Source organism: Sanguibacter inulinus (assembly GCF_013415325.1).
Lineage (GTDB): Bacteria > Actinomycetota > Actinomycetes > Actinomycetales > Cellulomonadaceae > Sanguibacter > Sanguibacter inulinus.
Genome location: NZ_JACBYE010000003.1, coordinates 122,410 through 134,542 on the forward strand (window position 1 = coordinate 122,410; position 12,133 = coordinate 134,542).

Sequence of the window (12,133 nt, forward strand, 5' to 3'; positions counted from 1 at the left end):
GACGTCAGCCCCTCGTCAGCACCCGGGTGCCACGACACCCGTCTCGGTGCACCCGCAGCGCGGGTGCACCGACCAGCCCCGCAGCCGGGGCATGGCATCGAGCGTCTCGACGTCGATGCTCGCCCCGGCTGTCGCGGGCCGCCGCCCGTCGAGGTAGGCCACCACCTCCGCCGCGACGAGCGCACCCGCCGTCGCCGCGACCGCAGACGACTGCGGCAGCCGTCCGCCAGGCGCGGCACCGAGCGCCGCCGGCCCTGCAGCATGCAGAGCATCGTCGTCCGCGAGATCGCCCAGGGACTCGACCTGGAGCTCGACACAGCGCACGCACGCCGTCTGACCAGGCAGCACGAAGGGCCCCACCACGGCTCCCCACGCCGTCACCGTCACGACCAGGTGCGGGACTCCCTCAGCCACGAGCCGTGCCGTCCGCAGCACCCCGACCCCCTCCTCGACGACGAGGACGACGACGTCAGGGGAGTCGTGCTCAGCGTCGCCGACCTGCGTCCTACGCCGGGCCAGGACGACCAGGTCGCGCAGCGCGTCGTCCCAGCGCCGGCCGACGTGGTGCTCGCGCAGGCCTCCCACGCCGACGTCGGACGGCCGGACCTCCCGCGGGTCGACGAGCAGCAGCGTGCCGATGCCGCTCGCGGTCAGGACGTCGACAGCGACGGCTCCGAGACGACCTGTCCCGACGACCGCCACGACCCGCCGGGCTCGGGCTGCCACGACAGGTCCTCCCGTCGTCCCCTGGGACCGTGATCGTGCGTCGACCGCGGCGGCGTCGTCGAGCAGCGCCGACGTGACCTGGCCGGGATCGGTCGCGGCTGTCTGCGAGGCAGCGCCCACCCCTCGGCTGGGCCTGCCCGGGGTGGAGGTCCTCCGCACTGTGGTCTCCGTCCTGGGGGTGCTGTCGGCAGGGGCGTGCACCTGGACGACGGCTGCCAGACCTGTCGCGGAGGTCCATCGTCTCGTGACCTGGGAGCCTGCGGAGGTTCTCCACAGGAGTCGTCTCGATCGTCCGGTGGACGGAGTGAGACCGGGCGAAAGGACGCACCGCCCCGGTGAGATGCTTCGTGATCAGCCGCCGAGACGCTACGGTTCGTCTGTGCCCGACACCGTCGACGGAGTGCCAGTCCCCCAGGTCGAGGTCCGACGCAGCCGTCGACGCAAGAGCACGGTGAGTGCGTACCGCGACGGGGACCGGACGATCGTCTCCATCCCTGCACGGTTCTCGCGCGCCCAGGAGGCAGAGTGGGTCGCGCGGATGGTGGCGCGCCTCGCGGACAAGGAGCAGCGCCGCAGACCCTCCGACGAGGGGCTCGCGACGCGGGCGGCGGTCCTCTCCGAGAAGTACCTCGACGGCCGTGCCCGGCCATCGTCCGTGCGGTGGTCCAGCCGCCAAGGACGACGCTGGGGGTCGTGCACCCTGCCCGACAGGTCGATCCGCATCTCGACGCGGGTGCGCGGGATGCCCTCGTGGGTGCTCGACTACGTGCTGCTCCACGAGCTCGCCCACACGCTGCACGCCGGCCACGGGCCCGAGTTCTGGGCGCTGCTCGACGCCTACCCCCGGACCGAGCGGGCCCGGGGGTTCCTCGAGGGGTTCTCCTTCGCCTGCGACACGGGGGCTGACGAGATGCCGCCCCAGGACGACGAGGACGACGACCCCGCCTGAGCCGAGCCTGCCTGAGGAGCGGAGTCTCAGGAGCGGGGAGCCGACCCCTGGCCGTCAGGCTCGTCACCGGACGTGTCGTCGTCGGGTGAGCCGGCGCTCGTCGGACCGTCGGTCTGGACGCTGCCCTCGTCGCTGCCAGCAGCGGAAGGCTCTCCTGCCGTGTCGTCCCCGAAGATCTCGGCGAGAGCCTTGTCGACGTCCGACTGCTCGGCGGTGACCTGCTCGCGACGGCTGAAGTAGCCGGCCGGGTCGTCGAGGTCTTCGGTCCCGGGCAGCAGGTCCGGGTGGTCCCAGACCGCGTCGCGGGCCTCGGACCCCACCTGCGCGTCGATGGTGGCCCAGAGGGTGGCGGCGTCTCGCGAGCGTCGTGGACGCAGCTCGAGCCCGACGAGGGAGGCGAAGGTCTGCTCGGCAGGTCCGCCGGCCGCGCGGCGGCGACGGATCATCTCGCGCAGCGCGACGGAGTGCGGCAGGTGGGGGAGCGCGGCACGCGCCACGACCTCGTCGACCCAGCCCTCGACGAGGGCCAGGACGGTCTCGAGGCGCAGCAGGGTGGCCTCCTGCTCGGGGGTCGACTGCAGGCCGAACACGCCGCCGGAGAGCGCACCGCGCAGCGCCTCGGTGTCTGTCGGGTCGATCTCGCGCATGGAGGACTCGAGGGCCGACATGTCGATCGTGATGCCCTGGGCGTAGGCCTCGACGAGCCCGAGCAGGTGACCGCGCAGCCAGGAGACGTGCGTGAAGAGGCGGGCGTGCGCGACCTCGCGGAGCGCGAGGAACAGCCTGACCTCGTCTTCGGGGGCGTCGAGCCCCTCGGCGAAGGCCTTGACGTTCGAGGGGACGAGGACCGTCGCGGGCTCGCTGAGCAGCGGGACGCCGATGTCCGTCGCACCGAAGACCTCACGGGACAGCGTCCCGGCGGCCGTGCCGACCTGCATGCCGAAGACGGCCGAGCCGATCTGGCGCATCATCTGAGCGGGGTCGAATCCGTCGGTCCCGCCGAAGAAGCTCGACAGGCCAGCCATGCCGGGGATCCCCGAGTCGGGGCCACCGAGCTCGCTGAGGTCTTCGGGCAGCTGGTCGCGCAGGACGGCGCCGAGGGCGTCGGCCACCGAGGCCGCGACGGGCTGGGCGAGCGCGCTCCAGGCGGGGAGCGTGTGCTCGACCCACTCGGACCGGCTCCACGCGAGCGACCGTCCGCCACCCGGGGGCAGCTCGGTCGCGGCGTCGAGCCAGAGCTCGGCGACAGACAGCGCCTCGGTCGCGACGCGGGTGTCCCGTGCGGACAGCGACGGGTCGCCCTCGGCGACAGCCGCCTGACGAGCGACGTCGTGCGCGACGTCCGCGTTGACAGGGCCCGTGCCTGTCGCCGTCAGCATCTGCTTGACCTGGTCGAGGACCTGACGGAGCATCGCGGGGTCGTTCTGCAGCGCCGAGCCTGCGGCGAGCAGCTCGGGGTCGAGGCCCCGGGACTTGAGCTCGGCCATGGCCTCGTCGGCGTCCGCCCCGAACATGGACCGCAGGAGCTCTTCCCACTGGTTCGGGTCGGGCTCGCGCGGCGCACCGCTGGGGTCGAACGGGTCGCTGCTCATGAGGATCTCCTGGGGCGATGACTCGGACCGGGCTTCGTTCTGACTACGGTAACCACACAGACGTACTGCGAGAGGCCAGATTCACCATGACACCACACCTGGTTCGCTCAGGGCGCACCGTCGTCGTCGGCGAATCCCCGGTCGCCCGCGGCCTGCGGGAGGCGCTCGGCGTGCGCCTGCACGCGCCAGGTGGCGGTGGCGACGCGGGAGCAGCCATCTCTGAGCACCCTGCCTCGGACGACGGGTCCGCCGGGCTCGACGGCGCGGAGGCTGTCGTGATCGTCGGTCAGACGGGCGACTTCGAGTCTGTCGTCGCCCGCCGCACGGCTGAGCGCCGGGCGGAGACCGCGGAGCGGGTGCACGCCGCGGTCGCGGCGGCCGTGGCCGCCGGGGTGGTCCACGTGGTCGGCATCAGCTCGGCGATGGTCGAGGGAGCCGCGCCCGGTCGGGCGCTCATCGACGATGGTGACGACGGCGACGGCGACGGCGACGGCGACGACGGCGACGACAGCGACGGCACAGACGGCGCAGGCAGCACAGCCCCCGACCCCGGTCTCGAACCCGACGAGCCTGACGAGGGCGCTGCGGGCGACCTGCGGGCCTTCGAGGCTGCGCTGCGCGAGGCGGCGGCCGTGCACCAGGTCCCGAGGCTGACAGTGCTGCGGCCTGCGGTCCTCGTCGGCCCCGGCGTCGACACGCTCCTCACCCGGCACTTCGAGGCACCGCGGATCCTCACCGTCCGGGGGACGCGCCGCGACTGGCAGCTCGTGCACGTCGACGACCTGGCGTCGGCTGTGGCTGTCTGCGTGGAGCATGGCCTCACAGGTGCGCTCACCGTCGGCGCGGTGCGTGACGGCGCGCCGGACGTCCTCGACCCTGACGAGGTCGTCGCGATCACCGGTCTGCGGACCGTCGACCTCCCGGCCGCGGTCGCCTTCGCCGCCGCCGAGCGGCTGCACAGGGTCGGCGCGCTGCCCGCTCCCGCGTCGGACCTCGCGTGCACGGTCTACCCCTGGACCGTGTCGGCACGCCGTCTGACGGCGGCCGGCTGGGTGCCGGGGTGGTCCAGCCGCTCGTGCCTCGAGCTGCTGGTCGACCAGGCCCGTGGGCGTCTCGGTGTCGGTGGGCGCAGGGTCGCGCGCCGTGACGCGGCGGCCCTCGGTGCGGCTGGAGCAGCTGTCGCCCTGCTCGGGACAGCCGCAGTCTGGAGGCAGGCCCGCGGCCGCCGCTGAACCGGTGCTGCGCCAGCCCAGCACCGGCCCAGCACCGGACGGTCGACAGGAACCGACCCGTCGCTCAGCACGCTGCCAGACTTCTCGGGGATGATGGGTCGGTGCGCCGCAAGAAGATGTCGACCCAGCCCCCCGCAGACCAGTCGTCCGACCAGCCCTCTGCGGCTCCGGAGGCTGGCCGGGAGAGCGCTCTCGAGCGCAACCTCCGCGAGCCGTACGCGCTGCCCGGACGCGAGCGCCCGTCGGCGCGCTCGATCACGCTCGGCATCTCGTTCATGGCGACGGTGCTGCTGCTCTCCGGCCTGGCGATCCTCCCGTCGCCGTACGCTGTGCGCTCTCCGGGGCCGACCCGCGACACCCTCGGCGAGGAGGACGGCACGCCGCTCATCGAGATCACCGGCGCCCCGACCTACGAGTCCACGGGCGAGCTGCGCCTGACGACAGTCGGGGTCAGCGGCGGCCCGGGCTTCCCCGTGAACCTCGCCCAGGTGGTCCAGGGGTGGGTCGACCCGACGCGGGTCGTGGCACCCGTCGAGACAGTGTTCCCGAAGTCCGTCTCGCGCGAGGAGCTCGACGCGCAGAGCTCGGCCGAGATGACCTCCTCGCAGGAGATGGCGACGTACGCGGCGCTCACCGAGCTCGGCTACGACGTGCCGGTGACGCTCTCGGCCGTCGAGACCGCAGCAGACTCCGGGGCTAGCGGTGTCGTCGAGCCGGGCGACGTGATCGCCTCTCTCGACGGGGAGCCGCTGGCATCCTCCGAGGACCTGCTCGAGCGTCTGACGACGATCGACCCCGGGACCGACGTGACGCTCGGCGTGGTCCGCGACGGGACCCCGACCGACCTCACCGTGACCACGGGGGCCGTCGAGGGACAAGACGGCTCACGCCTGGGTGTCGTGGTGCAGAGCAGCTTCGACTTCCCCGTCGACGTGAGCATCCAGATCGAGAACATCGGCGGACCGAGCGCCGGGACCATGTTCGCGCTCGGGATCATCGACAGGCTGACGCCCGAGGACGAGGCGAACGGTCAGGTGATCGCCGGGACCGGGACCATGGACCTCGCAGGGCAGGTGGGACCCATCGGCGGCATCCGCCAGAAGCTCGACGGCGCCGTGCGCGACGGGGCCACCTGGTTCCTCGCACCCGCAGCCAACTGCGACGAGGTCGTCGGCCACGTGCCGGAAGGTCTGCAGGTCGCGAAGGTGGCGACGCTGGCCGAGGCGCGGGCCGCGATGGTCGCGATCGGCGCGGGCGAGGGCAGCACGCTCGACACCTGCACAGCCGGCTGACACCAGTGGCAGGCCCCGAGAGGGCCGTCGGTGCTCAGGCGTCTCCCGCTGCTCGAGCCGGCAGGGTCGGCAGGACCGGCCCGCTCAGTCGAAGGTCGCGCGGAGCGCCTCCACGAGGCCTGGGACGAGTGCCGGTCCGCCGGCGACCTCGGCGGCCGAGTCGTTGGACCGCGAGCGCAGCGCGCACCACGACGTCCCGTCACGCAGCACGCCGACGGCCATCCGGACGTCCTGACGGTCCGGGTGCTCGGACAGGTACGCGAGCGCGGCCGACGGGTCCTCGGGGATGCCCTCCTCGGCCGTCGGCGGCAGGATGATCCGCTCGACGACGAGCGCGGCGCCTGTCACGGCCTCGGGCCAGGTGATCGACGCGAGCAGGTCGTCGAGCTCGACCGAGTCGGGCACGCCGTCCTGCTCGACCGAGGTCAGGTGCAGCGGGTTGTCCCGTGCAGCCTCGACGGTCTCGGCGGGGAGCATCTTCGCGAGCTCGGGCTCGGCCTCGAGGGCGGCCTGCGTCGAGACGAGCGCGAAGACCCGCAGCGGGGCGTCCCACCCTGTCGAGGCGACGTGGGCCTCGACGTCGACGACGGCCTCCGCGAGGAAGATCTCGGCCATCGACGGAGCCTGCTGCTGCGCGGGTGCGGCCTGCGCCGTCTGGCGGTCCGGGGTCCCGGTCGAGTCGTGGGCGTCGCCGGTCGGGCCGGTCGGCGTGGCAGGTGCGTCAGTCATGCGGACAAGTCTCGCAGACCTCGCGCCGGGACGGCAGGCAGCCGGGCGCAGCGCGTCGGGCGGGTGCGCCGCCAGCGCCCCGAGCCGTCGTGCCGGTCGGGAAGCCCGCCGGAGCAGGCGATACCCCCATGAACTGTGGGAACCTTGAGGAGACCGCACGCGTTCACTGTGTGAGTGCTCCCTCGGGGTGCTCGTGCACGAGTGTCACCAACAGCGAGGATCCCACGCCGTGTCTTCAGCAGCGCCCCCTCGTCGACCAGCCCCCGCACGGGGACCGGGTCGCCGTAGGCCGAGTCCGCTCGTCATCACCGTCGCCGCAGTCGGCGTCGTCGTGGTGGCCCTCTTCCTGCTCGCGCAGTTCTGGACGGAGGTGATGTGGTTCGACCAGCTCGGGTACGAGAAGGTCCTGTGGACGCAGTGGGGCACGCGTGCCGCCCTGTTCGTCGCCGGGTTCCTCGTGATGGCCGCCGCGGTCTACGCGAGCCTGCAGCTCGCGTACCGCAAGCGCCCCATCTATGCGCCGTCGACGCCCGAGCAGGCGACCCTCGACCAGTACCGCGAGGCGATCGAGCCCCTGCGTCGTCTGGTGATGGTCGCCGCTCCGCTGCTCGTCGGGCTGTTCGCCGGCATCGCGGCGTCCTCGCAGTGGACGACGGTGCTGCTCGCGCTGAACTCGGTGCCCTTCGGCACGACCGACCCGCAGTACGGCATGGACCTGTCGTTCTTCATCTTCACGCTGCCCGTGCTGCGCTTCGTGGTGAGCTTCCTCATGGCTGTCGCGATCATCTCCGGCATCGGTGCGATCGCGACCCTGTACCTCTACGGGGGTGTGCGCCTGGGTGACGGTGGCGTCCGGACGACGGGTGCCGCGCGCATCCAGCTCGCGACCACGGCCGCGGTCATCATGGTGCTGCTCGGTGTCAACTACTGGCTGGACCGCTACTCGATCCTCAAGACCGAGAACGACCGCTTCGCAGGTGCGTCCTTCGCCGACGTCAACGCCGTCATCCCGGCCAAGGCGATCCTCGCCGGGGTCGCTCTGCTCGTCGCGGTCCTGTTCGTCATCACCGCGGTCCGTGGCAACTGGCGTCTGCCGGCGATCGGTGTCGGCCTCATGGTCGTCGCCGCGATCGCCGTCGGTGGCATCTACCCGGCGATCGTCCAGCGCTTCCAGGTCACCCCGAACGCCCAGGAGCTCGAGGCCGACTTCATCCAGCGCAACATCGACGCGACACGGACGGCCTTCGGCCTCGACGAGATCGAGACCGAGTCGTACAACGCCAAGACGACCGCCGAAGCCGGTGCGCTCCGCGAGGACGCCCAGACCACGCAGTCGATCCGTCTGCTCGACCCGACGATCGTCAGCCCGTCGTTCCGTCAGCTGCAGCAGAACCGTGGCTACTACAACTTCGCGGACACGCTCTCGGTCGACCGCTACGAGATCGAGGGGGAGAGCAGGGACACGGTCATCGCCGTGCGCGAGCTCGACCTCAACGGCCTCGGCGGCGACCAGCGCAACTGGGTCAACGACCACACGGTCTACACCCACGGCTTCGGTGTGGTCGCGGCTTACGGCAACCAGATCGGACCGGACGGCCGTCCGGCCTTCTACGAGGGCGGCATCCCGTCGGTCGGCGCGCTGACCGAGGAGACCGACAACGGCTACGAGCCGCGGATCTACTTCAGCCCGAAGTCCCCGAGCTATTCCATCGTCGGTGCCCCCGAGGGCACGGACCCGTGGGAGCTCGACTACCCGACGGACGAAGAGGGCGGGCAGGTCAACACGACCTTCCCGACCGCCGACACGGCCATCGGACCGGACCTCGGTTCCTTCATGAACAAGCTGCTCTACGCGCTCAAGTTCCAGTCCGAGGAGATCCTCTTCTCCGACCGTGTGACCTCCGAGTCGCAGATCGTCTACGACCGCGACCCGCGGGCCCGCGTCGAGAAGGTCGCTCCGTACCTGACACTCGACGGGCGCGTGTACCCGGCCGTGGTGGACGGCCGGGTCAAGTGGATCATCGACGGCTACACCACCTCGAACGAGTACCCGTACTCGGCCTCGGAGTCCCTCGAGGACGTCACGGCCGACTCGCTCACGGCGACGTCGACCTCGATCCAGGCGCTCGCGCCGCAGCAGGTCAACTACATCCGCAACTCGGTCAAGGCCACCGTCGACGCCTACGACGGCTCGGTCACGCTCTACGCGTGGGACACCGAGGACCCGGTCCTGCAGGCCTGGCAGGGTGTGTTCCCGAACATGATCCAGCCGATCTCCGAGATCTCCGGCGACCTCATGAGCCACATGCGCTACCCGGAGGACATGTTCAAGGTCCAGCGTGCGCTCCTCACGCGCTACCACGTGGACACGGCGAGCGAGTTCTTCTCCGGTCAGGACTTCTGGCGCAGCCCGACAGACCCGACCGGTGGGACCTCGAACACGACGCTCCAGCCGCCGTACTACCAGACGCTCCAGATGCCGGGCCAGGACGCTCCGTCCTTCTCGCTGTCCTCGTCGTTCATCACCGGTGGTACGAGCGACCGCAACGTCATGACCGGGTACCTCGCGGTCGACGCCGAGGCCGGCAACACGGCTGGAGAGGTCGCCGAGGGCTACGGCAAGCTGCGGCTCCTCGAGCTGCCGCGAGGTTCGACGGTGCCCGGCCCCGGCCAGGTGCAGAACAACTTCAACTCCGACTCGGAGATCGCCCAGGACCTCAACCTGCTGCGGCAGGGAAACTCGACGGTGATCAACGGCAACCTGCTCACCCTGCCCATGGGTGGCGGCCTGCTGTACGTGCAGCCTGTGTACGTCCAGTCGTCGAGCGGCACGGTCTTCCCGCTGCTGCGCAAGGTCCTCGTGGCCTTCGGTGACGAGGTCGGCTTCGCCAACACCCTCGACGAGGCTCTCGACCAGGTGTTCGCCGGTGACTCCGGTGCGACAGCCGGTGACGCGGAGACCCCCGACGAGGGCGAGGTGCCTGTCGACGACCCGACAGACGCCCCGACGGACCCGTCGGCACCGACGGACGGGGCGACCGACACCCCGACCGCCGAGCCGACGACAGACCCGACGGACGCCCCGACGACCGACGTCCCCGCGGGTGACGCACGGACGCAGCTGAACGAGGCGCTGGCAGATGCCAAGAAGGCGCTCGACGACAGCCAGTCCGCGCTGACCGACGGTGACTTCGCCGCCTACGGCGAGGCTCAGGACCGTCTGCAGCTCGCCCTCGAGGCAGCCCTCGCGGCCGACGAGGCGCTCGGGAACTGATCCGGCGCTCCCACGCTGCACCTGATCGACCGACGACGGCGGTCTCCTCTGATACCAGAGGGGGCCGCCGTCGGCGTCTCGTCCCACCGGTCACCATCCCGGTGCCCGGTGCCCGGTGCGCTGCTGACGGACCGGGCGCGCTCTTGGTGCGGGGAGGTAGGCCCCGAGGGTGGACGTGGTTTGCCTCACGGTGCTCCCACGGACGACCATTGCGCCATGACAACGATGAACACCACGGGACAGCACGCGATCACGGACGGGTCGTTCGGCTCGCTCCCCACGAAGATCCTCCAGCACGCGAGCGGTGCCCGGGCAGAGATCTTGGTCCGCGGCGCGACGGTGCTGTCGTGGACCGCTCCCTGGCGTGACGGCTGGGCCGGGTACATCGACGGCTACAGCGACGAGGCCGACTTCCAGCTGCAGCACGGTGGCCGCAGCGCGATCCTCTTCCCCTTCGCCAACCGTCTCAAGGACGACCGCTACACCTTCGACGGCGTCACCCACGAGATGGGGCTTCAGTTCCCCGTCGACAAGGAGGTCATCCACGGCCACGCGCGCGGTCACGACTGGACCGTCGTCGCCGAGGACGTCGACCCTGCCGCCGACGCCGTGAGCATCACCTTCGCCTTCGAGGTCCGTCCGGGCGACGTCGAGGGCTACCCCTTCGCTCTCGACGCGACGGTCCGCTTCGACCTCACCGCGACGTCGCTCGACCTGACGCTCACGTACCGCAACGTCGGCGAGACCGACGCCCCGGTCGCTGCGGGATGGCACCCGTACTTCACGCTGCCCGGGCACGACACCATCGACGGCCTGGCCCTGCGCGTCCCCGCCCGTGCGCAGATCGTCAACGACGCCGACCTCATCCCGCTGCCGGGCGACGCCGCCTACGCCCCGATGGACGCCGACCTCGTCCACGAGACCCTCGAGGGCGTCGAGTACGACGACGCCTGGGACCGTCTGGTGCCCGACGCCGACGGTGTGATCCGCACGCTGCTGACCGACCCGGCGACAGGCGACGGCCTCGCGGTGTGGCAGAAGACTGGGACGCTCCTCGTCTTCACGAGCGACGCCCTCGAGCGCAAGCGCGAGTCCGTGGCCATCGAGTCGCTCGAGACGACGACCGACGCCTTCAACCGCCCCGACAGGGCCGACGAGGTGCGGGTCGCCGTCGGGCAGGCGAAGACCTTCGAGCTCGGTGTGCACGTGGTGCGCGGCCAGCAGGGCTGACGTCCGCGTCGAGCGGTGAGAGCGTCCGTCTCCGACCCCGTCCGGGCTGGTGGACGGTCGACCTCACCGGGTCATGTCGACGATCCTGGCCAGGGTTGAGAGCGGAGTCACACGCTCTACGGGCACGATCGACTTGGACTCCCGGCCCACGCGACGTAACGTTGTCTTTACCGACGCGGGGTGGAGCAGCTCGGTAGCTCGCTGGGCTCATAACCCAGAGGTCGCAGGTTCAAATCCTGTCCCCGCTACTTGTGAAGTGAACCGCACGATGTACGACACGAAGACCCTGTCTCCCTCGAGAGGCAGGGTCTTCGTCGCTGTCGGGTGGCGTCAGCGCTGTAGGCTTTGACCCGACGACCGTCGTTTTTTCATGGCTGGGGGAGGCGCTGGCGATGCCCGGAGGCCTCACGGACGCGCCGTCCGGCCAGCCCCTCGGGTCGCGGCGCGCGGAGGTGCTCGACAGGCTCCGGGCCGCCCGCGGACCGCTCGGTGTCCTCGACCTCGCCGCGGCGACAGGTCTGCACCCGAACACCGCACGGTTCCACCTCGACGGGCTCGTCGACGACGGGTTGGCGACGCGGGAGACCGAGGAACGTACGACACCTGGTCGGCGGCGCGTCCTCTACGCCGCGCGTGGCGAGGCGTCCGGGCCGACGAGCTACGGACTCCTCGCGGAGATGCTCACCGGTCTTGTCGTGACGATGGGCGGTGGGCGGGCACAGGCCGCTGAGGCCGGACGCGACTGGGGTCGCCATCTGGTCGAGAGCGACCTGCCCTCGCAGCGGGCCTCGGACGAGGAGAGCCTCGCGCGTCTGGAGCGAGTCCTCGACGACGTCGGCTTCGCCCCCGAGACCCTGCAGGACGGTCCTGTCGCTGTCGTCAACCTCCGTCACTGCCCGTTCCGGGACGTGGCGGTCCGGCACACCGACGTCGTGTGCGCGCTCCACCTCGGACTCATGCAGGGAGCCCTCGCCGAGCTCCGCTCGCCGTGGCAGGCGACCGGTCTGGACCCCTTCGTCGAACCGACGCTGTGCGTCGCACGGATCGAGAGGAGTGCGACGACCTCGGCGCGCGATCCTGAGGTGGACGACCGGGGCGACGAGGGCTGA

At 71.3% G+C, this 12,133-nt stretch carries 9 protein-coding genes and 1 tRNA gene; 7 read left to right on the forward strand and 3 right to left on the reverse strand.

Features of this window, described 5'->3' with window-relative positions:
- Positions 1–15 precede the first annotated feature (15 nt).
- Complete coding sequence (locus tag HZZ10_RS02210) at positions 16–726, reverse strand: TOMM precursor leader peptide-binding protein (protein WP_179912235.1); 711 nt, start codon at positions 724–726, stop codon at positions 16–18.
- 379 nt (positions 727–1,105) lie between these two features.
- Here HZZ10_RS02210 and HZZ10_RS02215 point away from each other — a divergent pair, with 379 nt between their 5' ends.
- Positions 1,106–1,675 carry a M48 family metallopeptidase gene (locus tag HZZ10_RS02215; RefSeq protein ID WP_056129072.1) on the forward strand — a complete coding sequence of 190 codons (570 nt, stop codon included), beginning with the start codon at positions 1,106–1,108 and terminating at the stop codon, positions 1,673–1,675.
- Positions 1,676–1,701: 26 nt separating this feature from the next.
- Here the strand turns inward: HZZ10_RS02215 and HZZ10_RS02220 are convergent, their stop codons facing one another.
- Positions 1,702–3,267 carry a zinc-dependent metalloprotease gene (locus HZZ10_RS02220; protein WP_082543779.1) on the reverse strand — a complete coding sequence of 522 codons (1,566 nt, stop codon included), beginning with the start codon at positions 3,265–3,267 and terminating at the stop codon, positions 1,702–1,704.
- Between the two features lie 86 nt (positions 3,268–3,353).
- Here HZZ10_RS02220 and HZZ10_RS02225 point away from each other — a divergent pair, with 86 nt between their 5' ends.
- Both HZZ10_RS02225 and HZZ10_RS02230 read left to right on the forward strand, forming a co-directional pair.
- Entirely contained in the window at positions 3,354–4,499 is a 1,146-nt protein-coding gene (locus tag HZZ10_RS02225; protein WP_179912236.1) for a Rossmann-fold NAD(P)-binding domain-containing protein, read from the forward strand.
- Between the two features lie 101 nt (positions 4,500–4,600).
- Entirely contained in the window at positions 4,601–5,791 is a 1,191-nt protein-coding gene (locus tag HZZ10_RS02230) for a YlbL family protein (RefSeq protein ID WP_308507464.1), read from the forward strand.
- Between the two features lie 84 nt (positions 5,792–5,875).
- Here the strand turns inward: HZZ10_RS02230 and HZZ10_RS02235 are convergent, their stop codons facing one another.
- Entirely contained in the window at positions 5,876–6,520 is a 645-nt protein-coding gene (locus HZZ10_RS02235) for a PPA1309 family protein (RefSeq protein ID WP_306525902.1), read from the reverse strand.
- Between the two features lie 229 nt (positions 6,521–6,749).
- On the opposite strand from HZZ10_RS02235, the gene HZZ10_RS02240 reads away from it, so the two are divergent.
- The 4 genes from HZZ10_RS02240 to HZZ10_RS02255 all read left to right on the forward strand — a co-directional run bounded on the left by HZZ10_RS02240 (position 6,750) and on the right by HZZ10_RS02255 (position 12,133).
- Positions 6,750–9,794 carry a UPF0182 family membrane protein gene (locus HZZ10_RS02240; protein ID WP_179912237.1) on the forward strand — a complete coding sequence of 1,015 codons (3,045 nt, stop codon included), beginning with the start codon at positions 6,750–6,752 and terminating at the stop codon, positions 9,792–9,794.
- Positions 9,795–10,010: 216 nt separating this feature from the next.
- Positions 10,011–11,024 carry an aldose 1-epimerase gene (locus HZZ10_RS02245; RefSeq protein WP_228086862.1) on the forward strand — a complete coding sequence of 338 codons (1,014 nt, stop codon included), beginning with the start codon at positions 10,011–10,013 and terminating at the stop codon, positions 11,022–11,024.
- 174 nt (positions 11,025–11,198) lie between these two features.
- A tRNA-Met gene (locus HZZ10_RS02250) sits at positions 11,199–11,272 on the forward strand.
- 144 nt (positions 11,273–11,416) lie between these two features.
- On the forward strand, positions 11,417–12,133 hold the full coding sequence (locus HZZ10_RS02255) for a helix-turn-helix transcriptional regulator (protein ID WP_179912238.1): 717 nt from the start codon (positions 11,417–11,419) through the stop codon (positions 12,131–12,133).

Coding starts and splice junctions, on each gene's coding strand:
- HZZ10_RS02220 (WP_082543779.1), bottom strand. CDS start 3,267: ATGAGCAGCGACCCGTTCGACCCCAGCGGTGCGCCGCGCGAGCCCGAC.
- HZZ10_RS02225 (WP_179912236.1), top strand. CDS start 3,354: ATGACACCACACCTGGTTCGCTCAGGGCGCACCGTCGTCGTCGGCGAA.
- HZZ10_RS02235 (WP_306525902.1), bottom strand. CDS start 6,520: ATGACTGACGCACCTGCCACGCCGACCGGCCCGACCGGCGACGCCCAC.
- HZZ10_RS02245 (WP_228086862.1), top strand. CDS start 10,011: ATGACAACGATGAACACCACGGGACAGCACGCGATCACGGACGGGTCG.
- HZZ10_RS02255 (WP_179912238.1), top strand. CDS start 11,417: ATGCCCGGAGGCCTCACGGACGCGCCGTCCGGCCAGCCCCTCGGGTCG.